Source organism: Streptomyces avidinii (assembly GCF_045161815.1).
GTDB lineage: Bacteria > Actinomycetota > Actinomycetes > Streptomycetales > Streptomycetaceae > Streptomyces > Streptomyces avidinii.
The window spans coordinates 5,008,016-5,032,562 of the sequence record NZ_CP108863.1 but is presented as its reverse complement, the minus strand read 5'-3'; the positions used below and the strand labels follow the sequence as shown (position 1 = coordinate 5,032,562).

Below are 24,547 nucleotides of genomic sequence, written 5' to 3'. Positions count from 1 at the left end.
CAGCCCTGTTCCTGACGGCACGTCAGTTCAGTAATCTGACTACACGTCAGTTATTGAGTTCCATCGAGGTTCATCGAGCAGGAGTGGGCGGCAACGATGCTTGGATCTACTCACGGCACCCTCACCACCGACTTCCGCGCACGTGTCGAGGCCTGCGGGGAGTCTCCCAGGACCGCCGTCCACTCGTCGGCGGCCCCCTCCGCCGACGACGCGGTCCCCCTCGACGTCAGCGGACGACCGCTGCACGCAGACGTCCCCGACCTGGACCGGTTCTTCCGACCCGAGTCCGTCGCCGTCATCGGCGCCTCCGACGCCGACGGCAAACCCAACACCGGAATCACCCGCCAGCTCATCGCCTGGGCGGAGCGCGTCGGCGCACGGCTCCACCCCGTGCACCCCACCCGCCCCACCGTCTTCGGGCTGACCTGCCACGCCTCCGTGGCCGACCTGCCCGAACAGGTGGACCTCGCCGTCCTCCTCGTCGCCGACCCGCTCCCCGTCATCGAGGAACTGGCCGAGACCAAGGTCAAGTTCGCCGTCGCCTTCGCCTCCGGCTTCGCGGAGACCGGGGACGCGGGCGCCGCCGCCCAGGAGCGGCTGGGCGCCGCCGTGCAGCGCTCGGGCCTGCGTCTGCTGGGCCCCAACACCAACCTCAACGCCTTCGAGAAGTTCCGCGAGGACCTCGACGGCCCCGCGATCGCCCTGATCACCCAGTCCGGCCACCAGGGCCGGCCCGTCTACACCCTCCAGGAGCTCGGCATCCGGCTCTCCCACTGGGCGCCGACCGGCAACGAGGCCGACCTGGAGACCGCCGACTTCATCTCCTACTTCGCCGAGCAGCCCGAGGTCGGGGCCATCGCCTGCTACGTCGAGGGCCTCAAGGACGGCCGGTCCTTCCTGCTCGCCGCCGACCGGGCCGCACGCAACGGGGTCCCGGTCGTCGCCGTCAAGGTCGGCCGCACCGAGACCGGCGCGCGCACGGCCGCCTCCCACACCGGGAAGCTGACCGGCGCCGACACCGTCGTGGACGCCGCCATGCGCCAGTTCGGCGTCATCCGCGTCGACGGGCTCGACGAGCTCCAGGACACCGCGGCCCTGCTCGCCCGCGCCCGCAGGCCCAAGGCCGACGGGGTCGTCGTCTACTCGATCTCCGGCGGCACCGGGGCCCACTTCTCCGACCTGGCCACGGAGGCGGGCCTGACCCTGCCCACGCTCACGCAGGCCAAGCAGGACGAGCTCCACCAGTGGATCCCCGCGTACCTGAACGTCGCCAACCCCGTCGACAACGGCGGCCACCCGGTCGGCGACTGGCGCGGCAGGAAGATCATCGACGCGATCCTCGCCGACCCCGAGGTGGGCGTCCTGATCTGCCCGATCACCGGGCCCTTCCCGCCCATGAGCGACAGGCTCGCGCAGGACCTGGTGGACGCGGCCGAGCAGAGCGACAAGCTGATCTGTGTGATCTGGGGCTCCCCCGTCGGCACCGAGGAGGCCTACCGCACCACCCTCCTCGGCTCCTCCCGCGTGGCCACCTTCCGCACCTTCGGCAACTGCATCACCGCCGTCCGCGCCTACCTCGGCCACCACCGCTTCACCGCCGGCTACCGCTCCCCCTTCGAGGACGCACCCCGCACGCCCTCGCCCTCGTACCGCAAGGCGCAGGCACTCATGCGGCCGTCGCAGCAGCTCAGCGAGCACGCGGCGAAGCAGCTCCTGCGCGCCTACGGCATACGGGTCCCCCGCGAGCAGCTGGTGACCAGCGCGGCGGCGGCGGTCCGCGCCGCCGGGCTCGTCGGCTATCCGGTGGTGATGAAGGCCTCGGGCCCGCAGCTGGGCCACAAGACGGAACTCGGCCTCGTGAAGATCGGCCTCACCTCGGCGAGCCAGATCCGCGACGCGTACCGGGAGCTGACCGACATCGCGCGCTACGAGAACGTGCCGCTCGACGGGATCCTGGTCTGCCAGATGGTGGAGCGGGGCGTGGAGATGGTCGTCGGCGTGACCCAGGACGACCTCTTCGGCCCCACCGTCACGGTCGGGCTGGGCGGGGTCCTGGTGGAGGTCCTGCACGACGCGGCGGTCCGCGTGCCGCCGTTCGGCGAGGACCAGGCGCGGGCGATGCTGAGGGAGCTGCGCGGGCATGCGCTGCTGGAGGGCGTACGGGGGGCTCCGCCGGCGGACGTGGACGCCCTGGTGGAGGTCGTGCTGCGGATCCAGCGGATGGCCCTGGAACTGGGCGACGAGCTGTCCGAGCTGGACATCAACCCCCTGATGGTCCTCCCCCGCGGTCAGGGGGCGGTGGCCCTGGACGCCCTCGCCATCTGCCGCTGACCGCCCAGTTCACCAGGGCTGCGCCCCCGGCCCCGTACGTGCGTTGCACGCCCGTGCGCTCGAACGCCGCGCGGCCGGATGTACCGGCCCCGCCGGCGTTCGAGGCCCGGGGGTCCGGGGGCGGGCCCCCGGCAACGGCGCCGCACCCACCCCCGAACCGGAGTTCACCATGACCCGCACACCCGAGGACGAAGTCCTCCACCGCATCGACAACGGCGTCGCCTGGATCACCCTCAACCGCCCCGAGGCGATGAACGCCGTCACCTGGGACCAGCGCGAGCGCGTCATCGCGCTGCTCGCCGAGGCCTCCGCCGACCCCGGCGTCCGGGCCGTCGTCGTCACCGCCACCGGCAAGGGCTTCTGCGCGGGCGCCGACCTGCGCGGCGGGAGCACCCCCGCGGGTGAGCGCGTCGCCGGCGACGTCGCCCGGATGATCCGCCTCGGCGCGCAGCGTCTGATCACCGCCGTGCTCGACTGCGAGAAGCCGGTCCTCGCCGCTGTCAACGGCACGGCCGCCGGTATCGGAGCGCACCTGGCCCTCGCCTGCGACCTCGTCATCGCCGCCGAACCGGCCCGCTTCATCGAGGTGTTCGTCCGCCGCGGGCTGGTCCCCGACGGCGGGGGCGCGTACCTGCTGCCGAGGCTCGTCGGCCCGCAGAAGGCCAAGGAGCTGATGTTCTTCGGCGACGCCGTTCCGGCCGTCGAGGCCGAGCGCCTGGGCCTGGTGAACCGGGTGGTTCCGGCCGAGGAGCTGGAGGCGACCGCCCGGGCGTGGGCCGAGCGCCTCGCGCAGGGGCCCACCCGGGCCCTCGCCATGACGAAGCAGCTGGTCAACGCCTCTCTGGACGGGGACCGGGCGGCCGCACTGGCCGCCGAGGCCACCGCTCAGGAGATCAACATGACCACGGCCGACGCGAACGAGGGCGTGGCCAGCTTCGTGGAGCGGCGCACGCCCAAGTACCTCGGCCGCTGAATCCCGAATCCGAATCCTGATTCCCGACCCGAATCCCGACCTGAATCCGTACTACATCTGCGGGTCGGGCTTGAGCAGTGCGAACACCGCTCCGGCCGGGTCGGCCAGCCACGCGATCCGCCCGACCTCCGGGAGGTCGGTGGCGGGCATGAGCACCGATCCGCCGTTCGCCCTGGCCACCGCGACGGTCGCGTCGACGTCCGCCGCCATGAAGTACGGCACCCAGCGCGCCCGCTCGCCCTCGCCCTCGCCCCTGAAGGGGGCGGCCCCGCCGAAGGAGGCGTCCTGCTGGTCCCCGTCGGCGGTGCTCAGCACCCGGTACGTCATCCCGGGGGCGGGCATCTCGGCGCTGCGCCACCCGAACAGTCCGGCGTAGAAGGCGATGTCGGCGACGGGGTCCGGTACGTGGAGCTCCGTCCACAGCAGGGCGTTCTCGGCGGACGTCAGCTGGAGTCCGCCGGTCTTGCCGGGCTGCCAGACGGCGAACTCGGCGCCCTGCGGGTCGGTGTACTGGGCCAGCCAGCCTTCGCCCATGACGTCCATGGGCTCCATCCGGACCGTGCCGCCGCCGTCACGGACGGCCGCGGTGGTGGCCTGGATGTCGGGGGTCATGAAGTGCTGCATCCAGGCGGGCGTCGCCCCCTCCTCGGTGAGCGGCCCGAGCGCGGCGACGGTCCTGCCCCCCACCTGGAAGAAGCCGTACCCGCCCGCCTCGGGCCCGGCGGAGGCGAACTCCCAGCCGAGGACGGCTCCGTAGAACGCGACGGCGGCGTCGGTGTCGGGGCTGCCGAGGTCGAGCCAGTTGGGTGATCCGGTGGTGAAGTCGGTGCCGAGCATGGGGTCCTCCCGGGGTACGGCGGCGGTACGAGGTCGCTGCCACGATGCCGAGCCTCCACCCGAGCCCGGGCGTACGGACCCACGGGGGCCGGGGGTTTCACCCGTACGGGGGTACGGACACCGGCCGCCCTCCCCCTCCCGTCCTGTCCGCGCCGCGATCCCCGCGGGTGGACCTCGCCCACCCCTTCACATCTGACGAACCGTCAGCTTCAATCGGGAGGGTGATGGGACATGCAGGGATGGCGGCCACCGTCGTCCGATACCTCAGGTCAGTCGGCTCCCCCACCTCCGCCCCGGCGCAGCGGGAACCCGAGTCCGTCGACGCCCTGCCGCGTCCCGATCTGAGGGCCGTCGGCGCGGACGAGCGCGCGCCGGTGTCCCCCGCCGAGTTCCGGGCCGTGCTCGGGAACTTCGCCAGCGGGGTCACCGTCATCACCGCGCCACCCGGCGAGGACGAGGAGGGTCCGGCCGGCTTCGCCTGCCAGTCCTTCGCCTCGCTCTCCCTCGACCCGCCCCTGGTCACCTTCATGGTGGCCCGCACGTCGACCACCTGGCCGCGGATCGCCCGCGCCGGGGTGTTCTGCGTCAACATCCTCGGGGCCGAACAGGGCGAGCTGTGCCGGTCCTTCGCCGTCAGCGGCGCCGACAAGTTCGCCGGGGTGACCCACACCCCCGCCCCCGTCACGGGATCACCGCAGCTCGACGCCGTGCCCGCCTGGATCGACTGCCGGATCCAGGCCGTGCACACCGGCGGGGACCACCTCATCGTCGTGGGCCGGGTCGTGGCCATGGGCGCGGCCGGCGAGGGCGAGCCGCTCCTCTTCCACAAGGGCCGCTTCGGCCGCCTCGCCGACTGACCCGGCGTACTGACCCGGCGTTCGAGGCGTAAGGGCAGTTGGGAAAGCAGGACACGAGGGTGGCCCCGGGGCCGGGCTCCGGGCCGGGCTCCGGGGCCACCCTCCCCGCGGGTCAGAAGGTGAGCACGCCGCGTGCCACCCGCCCGTGGTGGGCGTCGTCCACGGCCTTGGCGAAGTCCTCCACCGGGTAGACCTCCGTCACCAGCTCGTCCAGCAGCAGCCTGCCCTGCCGGTAGAGCTCGGCGTACAGGGCGATGTCGCGCTGCGGGCGCGAGGACCCGTACCGGCAGCCCATGATCGTCTTGTCCAGGTACATGGACGACACGAGGAACGACGCCTCCTCCCGGAAGCCGGGCACCCCGAGCAGGACCGCCTGCCCGTGCCGGTCGAGGAGGTCTATCGCCTGGCGGATCAGCTTGACGTTGCCCACGCACTCGAAGGCGTGGTCGGCGCCGGTCGGCAGGATCTCGCGGACGGCCGCCGAGGAGTCGGCGACGGCGGACGCGTCGATGAAGTGCGTGGCGCCGAACTGCCGGGCCACCGCCTCCTTCGCCGGGTTCGCGTCCACGGCCACGATCGTCGTGGCACCGGCGATCCTGGCCCCCTGAAGGACGTTGAGACCGATGCCGCCGGTGCCGATGACGACCACGCTCTCGCCCCGGTCCACGCGCGCCCGGTTGAGCACCGCCCCCACCCCCGTGAGGACCCCGCAGCCGATGAGCGCCGCCGAGGTCAGCGGGATGTCGGCCGGGATCCTCACCGCCTGCACGGCCTTGACGATCGTGCGCTCGGCGAAGGCGGAGTTGGAGGCGAACTGGAACAACGGCTCGCCGCCGCGCGAGAACGGCTGCCCCGGCATCCCGATCGCCTTGCGGCACATCGTCGGCCGGCCCCGGTCGCAGTCCGCGCACGCCCCGCAGTTGGCGAGGGTGGACAGCGCCACGTGATCGCCCGGCGCCACGTGCGTGACGCCCGGGCCCACCGCCTCCACGATGCCCGCGCCCTCGTGCCCCAGCACCACCGGCGGCGGGAACGGGATCGTCCCGTCGATCACCGACAGGTCGCTGTGGCACAGCCCGGCCGCCCCGATCGCGACCAGCACCTCCCCCGGCCCCGGATCGCGGATCTCCAGGTCGTCGACCACCCGGGCCTGCTTGCCGTCGAACACGACGCCTCTCACCTGGACTCCTTAGGCAGGCCGAGCACGCGCTCGGCGATGATGTTCCGCTGGATCTCGTCCGAGCCGCCGTAGATGGTGTCGGCACGGGTGAACAGGAACAGGCGCTGCTCCTCGTCGAGCCCGAGTTCGTACGGGAGCCCGGGCGCCCAGTGCGCCGGTCCGGCGGTGGCCGCCGCGCCGCGGACCGCCACCGCCAGCTCCCCGAGCCGCCGGTGCCAGCCACCCCACAGCAGCTTGGCCACGCTGGGCGCGCCCGGATCCCCCGCGGAGGCGAGGGTGCGCAGCGCGTTCCACCGCATCGTGCGCAGCTCGGCCCACTGGCGGACCAGCCGCTCCCGCAGTACGGGGTCCCCGGCGCCCGAGGCGTCCCGCGCCGCGTACGCGGCCAGGACGCGCTCCAGTTCCGCCGCGAAGCCGATCTGCTGGACCAGGGTCGAGACGCCGCGCTCCAGGGCGAGCAGGCCCATGGCGACGGTCCAGCCGTCGCCCTCGGCGCCGACGACCTCCGCCGCGACCGCCCCGTCGAAGAACACCTCGTTGAACTCGCTCGTGCCCGACATCTGCCGGATGGGCCGCACCTCGACGCGTCCGGGCTGGTCCATCCGTACGAGCAGGAACGACAGCCCCCGGTGACGGCGCGATCCGGGCTCGGTGCGGGCCAGGACGAAGCACCAGTCGGCGTCGCGGGCGAGCGAGGTCCAGATCTTCTGGCCGGTGACGCGGAACAGGCCGTCGGCCGCGTCCCGTACCGCGGCCGTACGGATCCCCGCGAGGTCGGATCCGGCGCCCGGCTCGCTGTAGCCCTGGCACCACAGCTCCTCACCGCGTGCGATGCCGGGCAGGAAGCGGCCCTGCTGCTCGGGCGTCCCGTGGGCGATGAGCGTCGGGGCGAGGAGGTTCTCGCCGATGTGGCCGACCCGGCCGGGGGCGCGCAGGGCCGCGTACTCCTCGGCCCACACCACTTGGCCGGTCAGCGACAGCCGGCGGTTGCCCCACCCGTCGGCCTCCCAGCCCTGCCCGATCCAGCCGCCCCGGCCCAGCTCGCGCTCCCATGCGCGCCGGGCCTCGACCCCCTCGTGCTCGCTGCCCGGTCCGCCGAGACCGACGGCCTGCGCGTACGGGCCCACGAGGTGCTCGGCCAGCCACGCCCGGGCACGCCCGCGCAGCTCCTCGTCCTCGGCCCCGAAGCTGAAGTCCACGCCGCTCCCCCTTGGTCCGATCCGGTCCGTCCGGGCCTACGCGTTGGGGCGGTCCTTGGCGGCCGCCGCCTTCGCCATGGCCTCCAGCTGCGCGAGCATCGGCATCGGGTCGGTGCCCACGGTGCCGGGGAGGAAGTCGGCGATCTTCTCCGGCGTCCAGGAGCCTTCGGCGTATCCGGCGCGCAGTTCGCGCGGCTGCGCCCAGACGGCGATCTTCGGGCCGGCGATCGTGTAGACCTGCCCGGTGATGTCCTCGGCCCTGGCCCGGTCGCTGAGCAGGTACGTGACGAGGGCCGCCACGTCCTCGGGCTCGCCGATCTCCTTGAGCTCCATGGGGACGTTCGCGGACATGCGGGTGCGGGCGACGGGCGCGACGGCGTTGGCCGTGACCCCGTACTTGGCCAGGCCCAGCGCGGCGGAGCGGACGAGCGAGATGATCCCGCCCTTGGCGGCGCTGTAGTTGGCCTGGGCGACGGAGCCCTGGTGGTTGCCGCTGGTGAAGCCGATCAGGGTGCCCGAGCCCTGCCTGCGCATGACGGCGGAGGCGGCGCGGAAGACGGTGAAGGTGCCCTTGAGGTGGGTGGCGATGACCGGGTCCCACTCCTCCTCGGACATGTTGAACAGCATCCGTTCGCGCAGGATGCCGGCCACGCACACGACGCCGTCGAGGCGGCCGTACCGCGTGAGGGCGGTGTCGACGAGGCGCTGGCCGCCCGCCATGGTGGAGATGTCGTCGGCGACGGCGACGGCCTCCCCGCCCGCGGCGACGATCTCCTTCACCACCGCCTCGGCGATCTCGCTGGTGGGCTCGGCGCCCTCGATCCCGACCCCGTAGTCGTTGACGACGACCTTGGCGCCCTCGGCGGCCGCGGCGAGTGCCACGGCCCGCCCGATGCCCCGGCCGGCGCCGGTGACGGCGACGGCCTTGCCTGCCAAGAAGTTCCCCACGTCCGGCCCCTTCCCGCGATTTCTGACGGACCGTTAGATTCTATGGGTAGTCGGATGCACCTGCACAAGCCCTCGTTGCCGTCGTTGCCGTATCCACGCAAGGAGCTGTCGACACCCATGACCCTGCCCGCCGAGTTCCACGACATCGCCAAGCGCGTCAACAACTGGGGACGGTGGGGCGCCGACGACGAGATCGGCACCCTGAACCTGATCACCGACGAGGTGGTGCGCGCCGCCGCGGCGGAGATCCGCACCGGCCGCCGCATCCCGCTCGCCCTCCCGCTCAAGGAGGACGGGGTCCAGGTCGGCATGATCCCCGGCCGGATCAACCCGCTGCACACGATGGTGCAGATCAACCAGGAGCTCTTCGGCCCCGGCACGGTGGCGTGCAGCGACGACGCCGTGAGCATGGGCCTCCAGGCCGGCACCCACTGGGACGCCCTCACCCACGTCTCGCACTCGGGGAAGATCTACAACGGCCGCCCGGCCGGCACCATCACGGCACACGGCCGCGCCGAGTTCAGCGGCATCGACAAAGCCGGCCACATCGTCTCGCGCGGGGTGCTCCTCGACGTCGCACGCGCGAAGGGGCTGGACCGGCTGCCGGGCGACCACGCGGTGACCCCCGGGGACCTGGCGGAGGCAGAGGAGTTCGGCGGGGTCACCGTCCGCGCCGGGGACATCGTCCTGGTGCGCACCGGCCAGATCCAGGTCTACCTGGCGGGCGACAAACACGGCTACGGCTTCCCCTCGCCCGGGCTGTCGGTCCGTACGCCCGAGTGGTTCCACGCGCGGGACGTGGCGGCGGTCGCGAACGACACCCTGACCTTCGAGATCTTCCCGCCGGAGACAGAGAACCTGTGGCTGCCGGTGCACGCCCTCGACCTGGTCGAGATGGGCATGCACCAGGGCCAGAACTGGAACCTCGAAAAGTTGTCCACAGCCTGTGCAGAAGAAAACCGGTACGCCTTCCTCCTCTCGGCGATGCCGGAACCGTTCGTCGGCGGCACCGGAACTCCCGTGGCTCCGGTGGCCGTTCTCTGAAACCGGCAGGGCGGGCGGCGCCGGGCCCCACGACCCTGGCCACGCACGAGCCGTACCCGGTGGAACCATGAGGTGGACATGACGCGTCACCGTACGCGCGTCACACCCCGTCCCCACCACCTTCCCCGCAGGAGAAGCACGCATGACCAACCCGTACCAGGTACCGCCGCCACCTGCCCCCGGGCGCCGCTCGGGCAGCAACGTCGTCGCCGTCATCGTCCTCGTCGTGGTCATCATCGGCGGCTACTTCGTCATGCAGTCGGTCAACAAGGACGACAGCAAGCCGACGGCGTCCCCCTCGGCGTCCCCCTCCGCCAAGCCCACGGCCAAGGACCCCGGATCCCCCGAGTCCTCCTCCGACACCTCCAGCGCGTGGAAGGTCGGCGACTGCGGCGGACCCGACCCGGCCAAGGCCCCCGACGGCTACAAGCGGACGGGCTGCTCCGACTCCGGGGCCACCTTCAAGGCCATCGACATCAAGGAGGCCAGCATCCTCCCGGGCGCGATCCAGTGCCCGCCCGGCACGGACCTGATGATCGACGTGAGCATCTCCTACAACGGCGGCAAGTCGAGCGGCATCCCCACCAACACCGTCTGCGGCCGCAACCTGTCGGGCGACCACCCCGGCGACGCGGGCGCCGGTGGCGGCCAGCTGGTGAAGGGCGACTGCGTGACCTCTCAGGCCAAGGAGGTCGCCTGCGGCGGCTCGGGGGCCCAGAAGGTCCTCGGCCTCGTCAAGTCGAAGTCCGAGTGCCCCTCCGGCACCACGGACCCGATCGAGCTGACCATGGCCATCGGCCGCCCGTACGACGTGATCTGCACCGACGGCTAGAAGCCGTCCGCCCGCTGCCCCGGCACGACGCCCGGGACAGCGGGCGGCCGTGGCCGCCGAAAAGCGCGTGCCCCCGCATCCGCGAGAGCGCAGACTCACCCCATGGCAGACATGCGGGCGTTCCGGGAAGCGGTCGACGACTGGGCGGCCGGCGGTACCGGCGAGGCCGCGCGCGAGCTCGCCGCCCGGCTGAACGTACGGACGGCGGTGCTGCTGGAGGGCCCCAGCGACCTCGCGGCCGTCGAGGTGCTCGCCGAACGCCGCGGCCGCGACCTCCCCGCCGAGGGCGTGTGCCTCGTATCGATGGGCGGCGCCATGAGCGTCGCCCGCTACACCGACCTCCTCGGGCCGCCCGGCCTCGGCCTGCGCCTGACAGGACTGTCCGACGAGAACGAACAGCCCTTCTACGACCGCGCCCTGGACCGGGCCGGGGCGCCCCGCGAGGGCTTCTTCGTGTGCGTGGCGGACCTGGAGGACGAACTCATCCGCGCCTTGGGCACCACCCGGATCGAGGACATCCTGCGCTCCGAGGGCGAGCTCCGCTCCTGGCAGACCTTCGTACGCCAGCCCGCCCAGCGCGGCCGGCCCCGGCAGCGGCAGCTGCGGCGTTTCCTGGGCACGACGAAGGGTCGCAAGATCCGCTACGGCCGCCTCCTCGCCGAGGCCCTCGCCCCCGAAGAGGTACCGGCCCCGCTCGACGATCTCCTCGCGAGCCTGTGAACCGCGCCGGCTTCAGCCGGTCTCCTTGACGCACGTCCGGTCCTTCGCCGGCAGTCTGCCGGTGGCCAGGTACCTGTTGACCTGCTCGTCCACGCAGGCGTTGGCGTAACTCCCGTAGAGGGCATGCCGGTTGGCGCCCTCCAGGGTGATCAGCCTGGAGCTCGGCAGCAGCCGGCGCAGCTCGACGCTGCCCTTGTACGTGGTGCGCGGATCACCCGTGGCGGCCACGATCAGCGCGGACGCGTCACGCCGCACCCGGGTGGGCTCCTCGCGCGGCCGGTCCCAGAAGGCGCACGGGTTGATGTTGTGGGTCAGCGGGCCGAACAGGGGATGCGCGGCGCGGCTGCGCTCGATGTCCCGCCAGTACTGCTCGGGATCGCGCGCGGCGGCCACGTCCCCGCAGATGATCGCGGACTGCGCGCCCGTGGGCTCGCCCTCTCCGCGCAGCGCGTAGCGGAGCTCACCGGCGATCCCCTCGGGCAGCGTGGTGGGCGCCCCACCGGCGGCCTTGACCAGTACGGACAGCAGCTCGCCGAAGGACGCCCGCGCGGGCTCGGTGTCGTCCGCGATGCCCGAGAAGAGCAGGAGCGGCACCTGGCTGTCGTCGATCCGGAAGGCATCGGCGCCCGAACCGATGGTCAGCGGGCCGCGCGCGGATGCCGCGACGACGCGGTCGACGGAGGCGAGCACCTCGGCGCGGGTGCGGCCGAGGCCGTACACGCCGTGGCGCTCCGCGGCCCAGACCGCCCAGTCGGCAAGCGCCTTCTCGTTCTCACGCTCGGCGCCCTCCAGCAGCCGGGGGCGGTAGTCGCCCGGGTCGATCGCCCCGTCGAGCACCATCCGGTCGTGGCGGCCGGGGAACATCTGGGTGTAGACCGTGCCCAGGTAGGTGCCGTACGAGTAGCCCAGGTAGGAGATCTTCCGCTCGCCGAGCGCGCCGCGGATGACGTCCATGTCGCGTGCAGTGTTGCGGGTACTGATGTGCGGGAGCACGGAGGCACCGGCGGCCCGGCACTTGTCCGCCAGGCTCTTCTGCAGGGCGACCTGCCAGTCGAAGCCCGCCCGGTCGGCGCCGGCCGACAGCCAGGTCATGCCGAGGGGCCAGCCGCAGTCCAGCGGGGTGCTGCGCCCGACGAAGCGCGGGTCGAAGCCGACGATGTCGTAGCGGGCCCCGACCTCCTTCATCGCCGCGCGGGCCGCCGGCGGGTGTGCCACGGCGGGGCCGCCGGGGCCGCCGATGTTCAGCAGGATCGCGCCGATGCGGTGACGGGTGTCGGTGGCCCTGAGCCGGGATATCGCCACGGTGATCGTGCGGCCCCGGGGGGCGGCGTAGTCCAGCGGCACCGTCACGTCCGCACACTGCACCCCGGCCCGGTCCAGATCACGGCCCGTGGTGTCGTCGGGGCCCGTGACGCAGCTGCCCCAGCCCGGCCGCTGCCGGTAGTACCGGTCGAGCCCGGCCGCGGAACGGTTCTCGGCGGACGCGGCCCGCGACGCCGACGGGGACGTGGACACCGACGGGTGCGCGGCCCCGGCGGGCGCGGCCTCGGCGGCGACGGCCAGGGTGGGGATGGTGGCGAGACAGGCGGCGAGGACGAGGCCCACGGACGACGCGCGGCGAGCGGCGGGGACGGGGGTACGGTCGGCGGTGGGCGGCGCATCGGCCGCTTCGTGTGATCGCATGCCCCGAGGCTAGGAACCGGCCCCGGCACGGCACATCGGCCACGGGCACGAGGCCTCGGGTCCCGATCGCTCCCGGCGCCCGGGACCCGCGGCCCGGTCCGGCCTCCTCCCGGAGGAGGAGGCCCGGCAGGTTCTGCGGGTGGCGGCGACGCGCATGCACGCCCCGAGCGCGGCACGGCAGCCGCCACCCCGCGACCCGCACTCGTCAAGGCCTGTCCTTGGCGTCCCCTCGCGTCGAATCGCTCCACACCAGGGTGATCAAGATGTGACGAACCGTCAACACCTCGTTAGAGGTACACGCGCGGTTCCCGCGGCGGGGTGTGAATTTCCGACGGGCCGTCCGAGGGCCGCTCGGAGGCGCAGTCCGAGGTCGATTTCTCCGCGCGGTCGATCTCGCACCAGATCCGTTTGCCGGCACCCTCGCGCTGCCAGCCCCAGCGGTCCGCCAGGCCGTCGACCAGCTCCAGGCCGCGCCCGCCGGTGTCCTCCCCGCACGCCTGACGGCGGTTCGGTGCCCGGTCGCTCGCGTCGGCCACCTCGACCCGCACCCCCGGCCCTCCGAACAGCATCCGCAGCACGGCCGGACAGCCCGTGTGCACGACCGCGTTCGTGACCAGCTCGGAGATCAGCAGGATCAGCGTCTCGGCGAGCGGCTCGTCGTCCCCTATGCCCGACCCCGCCAACCGGGACCGGGCCCACCGGCGGGCCCGGCCGACCTCGGCGGGATCCGCTCCGACCTCCAGCTGAACCTGAAGCAGCTGCACCGCTCACACCATCCGAACCGGCGGACACTTCGCCTCGCGACAGGACGGGATCACCCAGTGTGATCCCCCTCCGTAGCAGCATGGTTGACATACAGTCACCACAACAAGCGCTTCGGGCATATTCCCGCGCGAAGGAGTGGGCGTGGTGCATACTGTGCGACGCTCGCGCCGCTCAACCGCTCGCATTCGTGGGAGCGTACCGGAGCAGGCCCCCGCTTCCGGGTCGCAATGAGTCGGGCGAAGGACACAAACCGATATCAACTCTCTGTAATCAGACATGCGTCCCGCGTCGTCGCTGCCGTGCCTCCACATCACCGTGCGCAACGCCGGTCGAGCTCCGCCGCGGCCGCCCCGCCACCCGAATACGCCGCTGCCCCACTACCCCGCCGACCCGTGCAGCTCCCCGCCGAGCAGCTCCTCGGCGAGCAGCTCCTCCGCCTGCGCCGCCGTCCGCCACTGCTCGGCCCGCACCCAGGCCCGCTTCAGGTGCAGGTGCACGTCGGCCTCCCAGGTGAAGCCCATCCCGCCGTGCACCTGCAGGCAGTCCCGGGCGCCCCGCACGGCCGCCTCGTCCGCCAGGAGCTTGGCCGCGGCCACCTCGCCCGGGTCCCCCGTCACCGCCGCCGCGTAGACCGCCGTACGGGCCACCTCCGCCCGGACCAGCATCCGCGCGCACAGGTGCTTGACCGCCTGGAACGCCCCGATCGGCTGCCCGAACTGCTCGCGCTCGCCCGCGTACCGCACCGCCAGCTCCACCGTCCGCAGCGCGCTCCCGAGCTGCAGCGCGGCCGTCAGCAGCGCGCCCGTATCGCGGTACGCCGAGACGTCGCCCACCGCCGCGACCCGGTGCAGCGGTGTCAGCGGGTCCACCGAGCGCACCGGCTCGCCGGCGGGCACCGAGGCCGCGCCCAGCACCGCGTCCGCGTCCCCGAGGTGGGCCACCAGCGGCCCGCCCAGGTCGAAGGCGGTCACCACCGCCGTTCCCGCCGCCGCTCCCGGCACCACCCCCGCGGCCAGGTGTGTGGCCACCAGCGGCCCCGGCACCAGCGCCCGCCCGGCCTCCTCGAAGACCAGGACCGCCTCCGGCAGCCCCAGGCCCACACCGCCCTCGGACTCCGGCAGGCGCAGCGCGAAGAAGCCCGCCTCGCCCAGCTCCCGCCACAGCGCGCGGTCCACGCCGGCCCCGGTGTCGGTCCCTGTGCCGCTCCCTGTGTCGGTCCCTGTGTCAGCCGCCGCGTCGACCGACGCCCGCAGCGCCTCACGCCCGTACCGCCCCGCCAGCAGGCCCCGTACGCCCGCCCGCAGGTCCTGCTGGTCCTCGGTCGGCTGGAAGTCCACGCCCCTCACCGGCCCTTCGGAAGGCCGAGGATCCGCTCGGCGACGATGTTGTGCTGGATCTGCGAGGTGCCCGCGGCGATCGTGTAGGAGAGGGACGAGAGCCGGTCCGGCATCCATTCCTCCTCCAGGGACAGGGACGCCGCCCCGAGCACCTCCGCCGCCGTGTCGTAGAGCTCCTGGCGCGCGTGCGAGTAGGCGAGTTTGAAGACGGAACCACCGATGCCCGGGACACCGCCCGCCGACCGCCCGGCCTCGCTCACGTTCCACTGGGTGAGCCGCCACAGCGCGCCGAACTCCCCGTACAGCCGGCCCAGCCTGCGCCGCAGCACCGGGTCGTCCCACCGGCCGTTGGCCTTCGCCGCCCGGGCCAGTTCCCCCAGGGTGCGGCGGCAGGCGACGACCTCGCCGACGAAGGCGGTGCCGCGCTCGAAGGACAGCGTGACCATGGTGACGCGCCAGCCGTCGTTCTCCGCGCCGACCCGGTCGGCCACCGGGACCCGCACCTCGTCGAGGAACATCTCCGCGAACTCCGCCGACCCGGCGAGCGTGCGCAGCGGCCGTACCGTCACTCCCGGCGCGTCCATCCGCATGGCCAGCCAGGAGATCCCCCGGTGCTTGGGGACGCCGGCGCCGACCGGTTCCGTCCGCACCAGCAGCTCGCACCAGTCGGCGACCTCCGCGTGCGAGGTCCAGATCTTCGACCCGGTGATCACGTAGTCATTGCCGTCGCGCACGGCCCGGGTGCGCAGGGAGGCCAGGTCGGAACCGGCGCCCGGCTCGCTGAAGCCCTGGCACCACACCTCGTCGCCCCGCAGGACGGGCGGCAGCCAGCGCGCCCGCTGCTCCGCGGTGCCCTCGGCGGCGATCGTCGGACCGGCGTGCAGCAGCCCGACGAAGTTCGCGCCGACGTACGGGGCCCCGGCGCGCTCGGTCTCCTCCAGGAAGATCAGGTGCTGGGTCGGGGTGGCCCCGCGGCCTCCCGCGTCCACGGGCCAGTGCAGGCCCGCGTACCCGGCCTCGTACAGCCTGCGCTGCCAGCCGAGGTCATAGGCGCGCCGGCCCGGCCAGTCGTCGGGGGACGGCTTGGCGGGCAGCTCGGGGAGCACCTTGGCGAGCCAGGCGCGCAGCCGGGCCCGGAAGTCCTGCTCCTCCTCGGTGTAGGTCAGGTCCATCAGCGGCGGCTCTTGTCCAGGTCGAGGCCGAGCATGCGGATGGCGTTGCCGCGCATCAGCTTGTAGACCGTCTCGTCGTCCAGACCCTTCACGTGGTCGAGGGCGACCTCCTTGGTGTGCGGGAAGGTCGAGTCCACGTGGGGGTAGTCGGTCTCGAAGGTGGCGTTGTCGCGTCCGACGACGTCGAGCGAGGCGATCCCGTGCTTGTCGCGGAAGAAGCAGCAGAACATCTGCCGGTAGTAGTACGTGGACGGCGGCTCGGGGATCAGGTCGCGGACCCCGCCCCAGGCCCGGTGCTCCTCCCAGACGTCGTCGGCCCGCTCCAGGGCGTAGGGGATCCAGCCCATCTGGCCCTCGCTGTAGGCGAGCTTCAGCGTCGGGAACTTCACCAGGACGCCGCTGAAGAGGAAGTCCATCATCGAGGCCATCGCGTTGTTGAAGCTGAGCGAGGCCTGGACGGCGGGCGGCGCGTCGGGGGAGGCGGCGGGCATCTGGGAGCTGGACCCGATGTGCATGTTGACCACCGTGCCGGTCTCCTGGCAGACGGCGAAGAAGGGGTCCCAGTACCCGGAGTGGATCGAGGGCAGCCCGAGGTAGGTGGGGATCTCGGAGAAGGTCACGGCCTTCACGCCGCGGGCCGCGTTGCGCCGGATCTCGGCGACGGCGAGGTCGATGTCCCAGAGCGGGATGATGCACAGCGGGATCAGCCGGCCGCCGCTGTCGCCGCACCACTCCTCGACCATCCAGTCGTTGTAGGCGCGCACGCAGGCGAGGGCGACCTCCTTGTCGTGGGCCTCGGCGAAGGTCTGCCCGCAGAAGCGCGGGAACGTCGGGAAGCACAGCGAGGCCTCGACGTGGTTGAGGTCCATGTCGGCGAGGCGCGCCTTGGGATCCCAGCAGCCGCGGCGCATCTCCTCGCGGGTGATGCCCTCCAGGGTCATGTCGTCGCGGTCGAAGCCGACGGCGGCGATGTTGCGCTTGTACGGGAACTTCAGGTCCTCGTAGATCCACCAGTCGGTCGGCGGGCCGTCGGGGTCCATGGTGATGACGTACTTGCCACCGGTGTAGGCGAGTTCGCCGATGCCGGCGGTGAGCGCCTTGGGGCCGCGGTCGCGGTACTTGGCGGGCAGCCAGACGTCGAACAGGTGCGCGGGCTCGATCACGTGGTCGTCGACGCTGATGATCCGAGGCAGTTCCATGGTCTCCCCAATTCACCGATCTGATGGATCGTCAGAAACAAGCTAGCCCCGCCACCCCTGGACCGACAAGCGTGCGCGCTCTACGCTCTGCGCTTGATCTGACTATCCGTCAGCTATGGGGAGGTCTGGGATGACGGACACCGCGACCGCGACAGAACTGAGCCGGTCCCGAACCCTGTGGGAACTGATCACCCGCCGGGCCGCACTCACCCCGGACACCCCCGTCCTGATCGAGGCGGCCGAGGACCGCGCCGAGGATCGCGCCGACGGCCCCGCCGAGGACCCTGCCGACGCCCCTGCCGGGGACCCCGCCGAGGACCGCCGGCTCACCTTCGGCGAGCTGCGCGACCGCTCCGAACGCGTCGCCGCCGGCCTCCACGACATGGGGGTCCGCCCCGGCACCGTCGTCGCCTGGCAGCTCCCCACCCGCATCGAAACGGTGCTGCTCTCCGCCGCCCTCGCCCGGATCGGCGCCGTCCAGACCCCCGTCATCCCCTTCTACCGGGACCGCGAGGTCGGCTTCGCCCTGCGCGAGGCCAAGGCCGAGTACTTCGCCGTACCCGGAAACTGGCGCGGCTTCGACCACACGGCCATGGCCCGGCGACTCGGCGCCCGCGGCGTCTTCGAGGCCTACGCCTCCCTCCCCGACGGCGACCCGGCCGCACTCCCCCCGCCGCCCGCCTCCGGCACCGACGTCCGGTGGATCTACTGGACCTCCGGCACCACCTCCGACCCCAAGGGCGTCCTGCACACCGACCGCTCCCTGATCGCGGGCGGCTCCTGCCTCGCCCACGCCCTGCGCCTGGGCCCGGCCGACGTCGGCTCGATGGCCTTCCCGTACGCGCACATAGGCGGCCCGGACTACCTGGTGATGCTGCTCCTGTACGGCTTCCCCGCGGTGCTCTTCGAGAAGTTCGCGATGCCGGACGCACTGGACGGCTACCGCCGCCACGGGGTCACCGTGGCCGGCGGATCGACCGCCTTCTACTCCATGTTCCTGACCGAGCAGCGCAAGGCCCCGGACGTCCCCCTCATCCCCACCCTCCGCCTCCTCGCGGGCGGCGGCGCCCCCAAACCGCCGGAGATCTACCACGCGGTCGTACGGGAACTGGGCTGCCAGCTCACCCACGGCTACGGCATGACCGAGGTCCCGATGATCACCATGGGCGCACCGGACGACACCGCCAAGAACCTCGCCACCACCGAGGGCCGCCCCCCGGCGGGCATGTCCATCCGCATCACCGCCACCGACGGCACCCCGCTGCCCCCGCACTCGGACGGCGAGGTCCGGCTCCGCGGCGAGGCCGTCTGCCGGGGCTACCTGAACCGGGACGCGTCGGCCGAGGTCTTCGACGCCGACGGCTACCTGATCACGGGCGACCTCGGCCACCTGACCCAGGACGGCTACCTGGTCCTCACCGGCCGCAGCAAGGACGTCATCATCCGCAAGGGCGAGAACATCTCGGCGAAGGAGATCGAGGACCTCCTCCACCGCCTCCCGGCCGTCGCGGACGTGGCGATCATCGGCCTGCCGGACCCCACCCGCGGCGAACGCGTCTGCGCGGTGGTGGAACAACCCCCGGGAGCCGCCCCCCTGACCCTCCCCCAACTGACGGCCTACCTCCGCACGGAGGGCCTGGCCACCCACAAACTCCCGGAACAACTGGAACTCCTGGAGTCCCTCCCCCGCAACGAGACCCTGCGCAAGGTCCTGAAGTACAAACTCCGGGAGCGGTACGCGTGAGCGCGCACGGCGAGGTGTGTGGGCCAAGGCGGCCGTGGAGGAGCGACGGCTTCCCGGCCGGGGGGCGTGTTCCCTCGCTACGCTCATATTCGTCACTGTGACGTGAATTTGCCTGAACCGGACTGCTGTTCAGCGAGGCTCTGTAATGCTGGAGGCCGATCGAGAGGGGCCGCAGCGATGCAGTGGAAGATCCACGGGGAACGTCCGATCTACGAAAACAAGTGGGTGAACCTGTGGCTCACCGACATCGAAACGCCGGACGGCCACCGCTGGGAACACCACGTCGTCAAGCTCCGCCACCTGGCCGTGGCCGCCGTGCTCAACGACCGCCAAGAGGTCCTGATGATGTGGCGCCACCGCTTCATCACGGACGCCTGGGCCTGGGAGCTGCCCATGGGCCTGGTGGAAGCGGACGAGACCCCCGGCGAGGCTGCCGCACGTGAAGTCCTCGAAGAGACCGGCTGGCGTCCGGGCCCGATGAAGCCGCTGATCTACGCCGAGCCGGCGAACGGCATCACCGACTCCCAGCACCACCTGTTCCGCGCGGACGGTGCGACGTACAACGGACCGCCGACCGAGAAGAACGAGTCGGATCGCGTCGAATGGATCCCGCTGGCGAACATCCGGGGCATGATCGACCGCCGCGAGATCGTCAGCAGCGGCTCCCTGGTCGGCCTCCTCTACGTCCTGATGGACGAAGGGGTTCGCTGATCCGCGCAACGGTCAGCCGACGGCCTTTTCGATGGCTTCGAAGATGTCGGCGTCGGTCTCCTGTTGCCACGACGGCAGATCGGCCCAGTCGGCCACGTAGCCCGGCTTCGGATCTTCGAAGTGCTTGAACATCTGGGCCGTCCAGCACGTGGCGACGAAGCGGCTCTTCTGCTGGCGGGAGAGCCTCGCCGTGCGACCGCCGCTGATCTCGATGAACTGACGGACTTGGTCGTAGACCGAGCCGGCGGCCTCACGCTCCCACTGCGGGGTGTCCTCCCACGGCGTGACGTAGCCGGCCTTCGGCTCCCCGGGGAAGTGCTGACTCACTCCTGCGATCCAGGCCTCCCGGAACAGTCGTGCACCCTCGGTCTGCGACATGCCTACCCCTCTCGTCCCAGCGTGCTCAGCGTGGCGATCTCCGCCCCCAGCTCCGCTACACGGCGGTCACGACTCAAGGCTGACCACCGCCCCAGTGGACCCCGCCCGCAGGCGGCGTGCCGAGGGGATGAAGGCCCCGCGTGCGCAGGACCCGTACCCCGCACCCGCACCCGCCCCCACCCCCGCCCCTACAACCTGCTCAGTGACGCCGCCGCGAACAGGACGTCGCGGATCGCCTCGCGGTCCCCGTGCTGGCCCACCGCCGCCTCCTCCGGGGAGATGTGGCCCGCGGCCAGCTGGCAGAACTCGATGCCGTCCAGGGCGATCTCCGCGACCGTCCGTTCCGGCGACGGCTTCGCTCCGGGCGAGTCCAGCGCGATGTCCCAGCCGCCGCCACCCGCGCCCTCGATCTCCAGGTGCAGGGTCCGTCCGGGCGCGCCCGCCGCGACCAGGCCCCGCGGCGGGGCCGCCAGACCCGCACGCCTGCGCTGTGCCAGCGCGCCCGGCAGGAGCCGCGCCGCCAGGTCGATCATCCCGTGCAGGTGCGGCCCGGACGGCGGCTCGTACGGGTAGTCCACCGCCTCCGCGATGTCCCACGCGTGCACCCAGCACTCGAAGGCCCGTTCCAGGAACGCGTCCCCCAGCGGCAGGGCGAAGCCGCCGTAGTCCACGGCCAGCTCGGCGACTCCCCGGCCGGCGAAGGAGACCGTGCGCACCAGCGTGTGGCCCTGTTCCCGCCACGGGTCGCGGACCTGCCGGGTGACCGGGTTCGCCGACGCGCCCCAGAAGTGTTCCGTCCGCACGGTCGGACCGCCCTTCGGCGCGTCCGGACCCAGCGGGTCGTCCAGCCCCAGCGCCGAGGCGATCAGCCCGTCCACCGTCAGCAGATGACCGATCACCCCTGCCACCGTGGTCCGCTGCGACCGGCGCCGCTCCTCCTCGAACCATTTGAGCCGCACCGGGGTGTGCCACTCCGAGTCCCCGAAGTCCTGCAGCAACGCGTCGAGCCGCGCGGTCTCGGTGTCGTACGGACTCGCCCACACCGGCACCGGAATACGGGCCGGCCGCTTGCCCAGGCAGTCCTCCAGGACGCGCGAGCGCAGCAGCGGCTTCAGGTCGAGGTTCTCCTCCGGATGCAGCAGCCCGACGGCGTCGCGCAGCCGCAGCGCCTCCTCCGCGCAGGGCGCGCATTCGGTGAGGTGGTCCTCCACCGCCTGGGTCTCCTCGGCCGAGCAGGCTGCCAGTGCCCATGCCCCGAGCAGGGACTTCAGCACGGCGTGCGAGGGCGGCGGCGACGGATCGAGCACCGGCTCGGGCATCGATTCGCCCATCGGGTCACGCATCGGGGCCGGGTCCGGCAGCGCCGCGGGCGGCGACGCCGGTGACCCCGGCAGCGGCAGCGACTGCGGCGCGTGGCCCGGATCGAGATCGTCGGCGGCTCCGCGCGGACCCGGTATCCGCGCCTGGCCGCCGGGACGCGCGTATCCGTCATCGGGCGACTGGGGAGGGCCGTTCATCGAGGCGTTCCATATCCGGACCGGGCGGTCTCCTCCTGCGGGAGGGTGTTGGCGGTCGACAGCAACTGGAGCCCGAGCCGCAGCCTGCGCCGCGCCTCGTCCTCGCTGATCTGCAGGTCGGCGGCGGCCTGCCGGTAGTCGCGCCGCTTGAAGTACGCGAGTTCCAGCGCGGCGCGCAGGGGCGCGGGCATCGAGGTGACGATGTAGTCGGCGCGTGCGGCCGCGTTGGCACTGCGCACCTTCTGCTCCAGCTCCTCGCGCGAGCCGCGGCCCAGTTCGGCCTGGCGCAGCCGGGCCACCGCCTGGCCCTGGGTGATCCGGGCGACCCAGGAGCGCATGGAGCCCTGCTTGGGGTCGTAGGCGTCCGGGTTCTCCCAGATGTAGCCGAAGACCTCGCGGGTGATCCGGTCCGCCGCCTTCTCGTCGCCCAGCACCCGGTGCGCCAGGCTGTGCACGAGCGAGGCGAAGCGGTCGTACAGTTCCCCGAGCGCGGCGGCCTCGCCACGGGCGAGCCGCTGCTGCATGCGGCGGTCCCAGCGCGGTGGTGCGTCCTTCGGCATGAATGCCCCCAGCCGTGTGTCGACGCATCGAATGTACGGGGCACATGGCGGATCGCGCCTGTTTTGGGAGAACCTCACCCTGGAAGTGCGCCCTGCGTGATAAGGCCGTGGCAGGGTGTGAACGGTGCTACGGCCGAGGGCACATGGGGACAGGTGTACGCGCCCCACCGCGCTCCCCGTGCGCGGGTTCGATGCGCACGCCTCCTTGACCGCTTCGCTTAACGCGCTGGCCACGTAGGCCTTACGCTCCTGCCTTGTCTTGATCTGAACCCCACTGCACACGTGAAGGCGGAACGCCGAATATGGAAAGCGCAGAATACGAGCGCAAGATCGCCGCCCGATTCGCCACCTTCGACCAGGACGGGTCCGGCTACATCGACCGGGAGGACTTCAGCGCGGCCGCGAAGGCCGTCCTGGCCGAATTCGGCACCACCGCCCGGTCGGACAAGGGCCAGGCCGTCTTCGCGGGCGCCGAGGCCTTCTGGCAGGGCATGGCGGGCATCGCGGACGTCGACGGGGACCAGCGGGTCTCCCGGGAGGAGTTCATCACCGGGGCGGCGAAGCGGCTGCGCGACAACCCGCAGCGGTTCGCGGAGATCGCGCGGCCGTTCCTGCGGGCCGTGATCGCCGTGGCGGACGAGGACGGCGCGGGCGCGACCCCACCGAACGCGGCCCGGGTCCTGCGCGTCCTGGGCACGGCCCCGGAGCTGGCCACGCAGGTGGCGCAGGCCCTGGACGCCGACGGCGACGGCCGCATCTCGGAGGAGGAGATCCTGTCGGCCTTCGCGGGCTACTGCGGCGTGGAAGCCCCGGACGCGTAACGCGAACCCGGCCAGGCCGTACCGTACGGCCTCGCCGGCGCCGCGTCCTTCCGGCATGGCCGCGCCAATTCAGCCTCGCCGGCGTTTGAGGCGCGGGGTCCGGGGCGGCGCCCCCGGACCCGCGCCTCAAACGCCGGCGAGGCTGGATGCTGCGGCCATTCCGGAGTTGCGCGGCCCCCGGGGCTGGATGGTGGGGCGGCTACGCGAAGACCACCGTGCGGGCGCCGTTCAGCAGCACGCGGTGCTCGCTGTGCCACTTCACCGCCCGCGCGAGCGCCTGGCACTCCACGTCCCGCCCGATCGCCACCAGCTGGTCGGGCGTCACCTCGTGCCCGACCCGCTCGACCTCCTGCTCGATGATCGGCCCCTCGTCGAGGTTCGCCGTCACGTAGTGCGCGGTCGCGCCGATCAGCTTCACGCCCCGTGCGTGCGCCTGGTGATACGGCTTCGCTCCCTTGAAGCTCGGCAGGAACGAGTGGTGGATGTTGATGATCCGCCCGCTCAGCTCCGTGCACAGCTTGTCGGACAGCACCTGCATGTACCGCGCCAGCACCACCAGGTCGACGTTCTCGGCGCGCACGAGCTCCAGCAGCTGCTCCTCCGCCGCCGCCTTCGTGTCCTTCGTCACCGGGATGTGCACGAACGGGATGTCGTACGAGGCGACCAGCTCGGCGAAGTCGGTGTGGTTGGAGACCACGGCCGCGATCTCGACCGGCAGCGCGCCGATGCTCGAGCGGAAGAGCAGGTCGTTGAGGCAGTGCCCGAACTTGGACACCATGAGGATGATCCGCATGCGCTCCTCGGAGCGGTGGATCTGCCAGTCCATCTTGAACGAGTCGCCGATCGCGGCGAAGCTGGCGCGCAGTTTCTCGACCGTCACCGGGGGCTCGGCCTCGAAGTGCACCCGCATGAAGAAGAGCCCGGTCTCCCGGTCTCCGAACTGCTGGCTGTCCACGATGTTGCATCCGGTCATGAAGAGGTAACTCGACACGGCATGCACGATGCCCTGCTTGTCGGGGCAGGACATGGTCAGGACGTACTGGGGCTGGGCCTGGGCCTCGTTGTGCGGGTCGCTCATGACCGCACAGCCTTTCACACCGCGCGGGTCAGGATCCTCAGCACATCGAGCGAGGTGGGCCGCACGTCGGGGTCGTCCCCGTCCGCCTCCGCCAGCCGTACGTGCGCCTCGCGCGCGGCACGTACCGCCTCGGGCCACGCGTGGTGCTCCAGGTAGGCGGAGACGGGTGCGTCGGGCCCGACCTGGTGGAGGATGCGGAGCACCCGCAGCACGGCGAGGTCGACGAGGGTCGCCTCCTGCGAGTCGCGGAAGATCGTGCCGACGTACTTCTCGGCGGACCAGCTGTCGAGCCAGGTGTCCTCGACGAGCCGGTACACGGCGTCGGTGACGTCTCCGTACGCCTCGTCGCCGGTCAGCCAGGTGTCCTCGTGGAAGACCGGATCCGAAAGCATGTGCAGCGCCGAGCGCACGTTGCCGCGCCAGCGCCACCACGGCATGTCATTGAGGGGCATGCCGCCCATGGTGGAGGAGCGGCCACCGCGGCGGGAAGAGTTCTTCGAACCTTGGGCGAATGTCACGCTTTCGATCGTACGTTCCTGTTCGGGGCGATCTTCAGGCGCCCACGGGGGAACGCCCGCGCCCACCCACCCCCGCAATTCACCTGGGCGTCACCGCATGTTGTGCGCATCTCACTCGACAGTTACCGGTGGGGCGGAATGGT

General features: G+C 72.2%; 23 protein-coding genes. 9 read left to right on the top strand and 14 right to left on the bottom strand.

Annotated features, from left to right (window positions below):
- Nucleotides 1–96 precede the first annotated feature (96 nt).
- Together OG373_RS22610 and OG373_RS22605 are read left to right on the top strand one after the other, a co-directional pair.
- Nucleotides 97–2,331 (top strand): acetate--CoA ligase family protein, encoded by a 2,235-nt coding sequence (locus OG373_RS22610; RefSeq protein WP_405439939.1) that lies wholly within the window; start codon nucleotides 97–99, stop codon nucleotides 2,329–2,331.
- Nucleotides 2,332–2,500: 169 nt separating this feature from the next.
- Nucleotides 2,501–3,304, top strand: a complete 804-nt coding sequence (locus OG373_RS22605) for an enoyl-CoA hydratase/isomerase family protein (protein ID WP_405439938.1) — start codon at nucleotides 2,501–2,503, stop codon at nucleotides 3,302–3,304.
- Between the two features lie 51 nt (nucleotides 3,305–3,355).
- Here OG373_RS22605 and OG373_RS22600 read toward each other — a convergent pair whose 3' ends face one another.
- Nucleotides 3,356–4,141 carry a VOC family protein gene (locus tag OG373_RS22600; RefSeq protein ID WP_405439937.1) on the bottom strand — a complete coding sequence of 262 codons (786 nt, stop codon included), beginning with the start codon at nucleotides 4,139–4,141 and terminating at the stop codon, nucleotides 3,356–3,358.
- Nucleotides 4,142–4,380: 239 nt separating this feature from the next.
- Here OG373_RS22600 and OG373_RS22595 point away from each other — a divergent pair, with 239 nt between their 5' ends.
- On the top strand, nucleotides 4,381–4,998 hold the full coding sequence (locus OG373_RS22595; protein WP_405444155.1) for a flavin reductase family protein: 618 nt from the start codon (nucleotides 4,381–4,383) through the stop codon (nucleotides 4,996–4,998).
- Nucleotides 4,999–5,110: 112 nt separating this feature from the next.
- Here the strand turns inward: OG373_RS22595 and OG373_RS22590 are convergent, their stop codons facing one another.
- The 3 genes from OG373_RS22590 to OG373_RS22580 are packed head-to-tail and all read right to left on the bottom strand — an operon-like array spanning nucleotide 5,111 to nucleotide 8,325.
- Complete coding sequence (locus OG373_RS22590) at nucleotides 5,111–6,178, bottom strand: Zn-dependent alcohol dehydrogenase (protein ID WP_397739362.1); 1,068 nt, start codon at nucleotides 6,176–6,178, stop codon at nucleotides 5,111–5,113.
- A complete protein-coding gene (locus tag OG373_RS22585; RefSeq protein ID WP_405439936.1) occupies nucleotides 6,175–7,377 on the bottom strand; it encodes an acyl-CoA dehydrogenase family protein in 1,203 nt (400 codons plus the stop codon). Before OG373_RS22585 ends, OG373_RS22590 begins: the two co-directional genes overlap by 4 nt.
- Before the next feature lie 36 nt (nucleotides 7,378–7,413).
- Nucleotides 7,414–8,325, bottom strand: a complete 912-nt coding sequence (locus tag OG373_RS22580; protein WP_405439935.1) for an SDR family oxidoreductase — start codon at nucleotides 8,323–8,325, stop codon at nucleotides 7,414–7,416.
- 117 nt (nucleotides 8,326–8,442) lie between these two features.
- On the opposite strand from OG373_RS22580, the gene OG373_RS22575 reads away from it, so the two are divergent.
- The 3 genes from OG373_RS22575 to OG373_RS22565 all read left to right on the top strand — a co-directional run bounded on the left by OG373_RS22575 (nucleotide 8,443) and on the right by OG373_RS22565 (nucleotide 10,921).
- On the top strand, nucleotides 8,443–9,369 hold the full coding sequence (locus OG373_RS22575; protein ID WP_405439933.1) for a cyclase family protein: 927 nt from the start codon (nucleotides 8,443–8,445) through the stop codon (nucleotides 9,367–9,369).
- A 142-nt stretch (nucleotides 9,370–9,511) separates the two neighbouring features.
- Nucleotides 9,512–10,201 (top strand): hypothetical protein, encoded by a 690-nt coding sequence (locus OG373_RS22570; RefSeq protein ID WP_397739355.1) that lies wholly within the window; start codon nucleotides 9,512–9,514, stop codon nucleotides 10,199–10,201.
- A gap of 102 nt (nucleotides 10,202–10,303) precedes the next feature.
- The gene (locus OG373_RS22565) at nucleotides 10,304–10,921 is read left to right on the top strand and encodes a TOPRIM nucleotidyl transferase/hydrolase domain-containing protein (protein WP_405439932.1); all 618 of its coding nucleotides are present in this window, start codon (nucleotides 10,304–10,306) and stop codon (nucleotides 10,919–10,921) included.
- A gap of 12 nt (nucleotides 10,922–10,933) precedes the next feature.
- On the opposite strand, the gene OG373_RS22560 is transcribed toward OG373_RS22565, so the two are convergent.
- The 5 genes from OG373_RS22560 to OG373_RS22540 all read right to left on the bottom strand — a co-directional run bounded on the left by OG373_RS22560 (nucleotide 10,934) and on the right by OG373_RS22540 (nucleotide 17,077).
- Nucleotides 10,934–12,604, bottom strand: a complete 1,671-nt coding sequence (locus OG373_RS22560) for an alpha/beta hydrolase (protein ID WP_405439931.1) — start codon at nucleotides 12,602–12,604, stop codon at nucleotides 10,934–10,936.
- A 287-nt stretch (nucleotides 12,605–12,891) separates the two neighbouring features.
- Nucleotides 12,892–13,368 carry an ATP-binding protein gene (locus tag OG373_RS22555; RefSeq protein ID WP_229920595.1) on the bottom strand — a complete coding sequence of 159 codons (477 nt, stop codon included), beginning with the start codon at nucleotides 13,366–13,368 and terminating at the stop codon, nucleotides 12,892–12,894.
- Nucleotides 13,369–13,746: 378 nt separating this feature from the next.
- Nucleotides 13,747–14,706 (bottom strand): acyl-CoA dehydrogenase family protein, encoded by a 960-nt coding sequence (locus OG373_RS22550; RefSeq protein ID WP_405439930.1) that lies wholly within the window; start codon nucleotides 14,704–14,706, stop codon nucleotides 13,747–13,749.
- 5 nt (nucleotides 14,707–14,711) lie between these two features.
- The gene (locus OG373_RS22545) at nucleotides 14,712–15,878 is read right to left on the bottom strand and encodes an acyl-CoA dehydrogenase (protein ID WP_405439929.1); all 1,167 of its coding nucleotides are present in this window, start codon (nucleotides 15,876–15,878) and stop codon (nucleotides 14,712–14,714) included.
- The gene (locus OG373_RS22540; protein WP_397739345.1) at nucleotides 15,878–17,077 is read right to left on the bottom strand and encodes an amidohydrolase family protein; all 1,200 of its coding nucleotides are present in this window, start codon (nucleotides 17,075–17,077) and stop codon (nucleotides 15,878–15,880) included. Before OG373_RS22540 ends, OG373_RS22545 begins: the two co-directional genes overlap by 1 nt.
- Nucleotides 17,078–17,207: 130 nt before the next feature.
- Here OG373_RS22540 and OG373_RS22535 point away from each other — a divergent pair, with 130 nt between their 5' ends.
- Entirely contained in the window at nucleotides 17,208–18,821 is a 1,614-nt protein-coding gene (locus OG373_RS22535) for an AMP-binding protein (RefSeq protein ID WP_405439928.1), read from the top strand.
- A 177-nt stretch (nucleotides 18,822–18,998) separates the two neighbouring features.
- Nucleotides 18,999–19,532, top strand: coding sequence for an NUDIX hydrolase (locus OG373_RS22530; RefSeq protein ID WP_405439927.1), 534 nt, complete (start codon nucleotides 18,999–19,001; stop codon nucleotides 19,530–19,532).
- A gap of 12 nt (nucleotides 19,533–19,544) precedes the next feature.
- Here OG373_RS22530 and OG373_RS22525 read toward each other — a convergent pair whose 3' ends face one another.
- The 3 genes from OG373_RS22525 to OG373_RS22515 all read right to left on the bottom strand — a co-directional run bounded on the left by OG373_RS22525 (nucleotide 19,545) and on the right by OG373_RS22515 (nucleotide 21,987).
- The gene (locus OG373_RS22525; protein WP_405439925.1) at nucleotides 19,545–19,910 is read right to left on the bottom strand and encodes a hypothetical protein; all 366 of its coding nucleotides are present in this window, start codon (nucleotides 19,908–19,910) and stop codon (nucleotides 19,545–19,547) included.
- A gap of 188 nt (nucleotides 19,911–20,098) precedes the next feature.
- Nucleotides 20,099–21,427, bottom strand: a complete 1,329-nt coding sequence (locus tag OG373_RS22520; protein WP_405439924.1) for a maleylpyruvate isomerase N-terminal domain-containing protein — start codon at nucleotides 21,425–21,427, stop codon at nucleotides 20,099–20,101.
- A complete protein-coding gene (locus tag OG373_RS22515; protein WP_033223709.1) occupies nucleotides 21,424–21,987 on the bottom strand; it encodes a sigma-70 family RNA polymerase sigma factor in 564 nt (187 codons plus the stop codon). Before OG373_RS22515 ends, OG373_RS22520 begins: the two co-directional genes overlap by 4 nt.
- Nucleotides 21,988–22,289: 302 nt before the next feature.
- On the opposite strand from OG373_RS22515, the gene OG373_RS22510 reads away from it, so the two are divergent.
- Nucleotides 22,290–22,808, top strand: a complete 519-nt coding sequence (locus OG373_RS22510) for an EF-hand domain-containing protein (protein WP_397739334.1) — start codon at nucleotides 22,290–22,292, stop codon at nucleotides 22,806–22,808.
- A gap of 199 nt (nucleotides 22,809–23,007) precedes the next feature.
- Here the strand turns inward: OG373_RS22510 and purU are convergent, their stop codons facing one another.
- Both purU and OG373_RS22500 read right to left on the bottom strand, forming a co-directional pair.
- Complete coding sequence (gene purU, locus OG373_RS22505) at nucleotides 23,008–23,886, bottom strand: formyltetrahydrofolate deformylase (protein ID WP_189974431.1); 879 nt, start codon at nucleotides 23,884–23,886, stop codon at nucleotides 23,008–23,010.
- 14 nt (nucleotides 23,887–23,900) lie between these two features.
- Nucleotides 23,901–24,347, bottom strand: a complete 447-nt coding sequence (locus tag OG373_RS22500) for an SCO4402 family protein (protein ID WP_189974460.1) — start codon at nucleotides 24,345–24,347, stop codon at nucleotides 23,901–23,903.
- Between the last annotated feature and the right edge of the window lie 200 nt (nucleotides 24,348–24,547).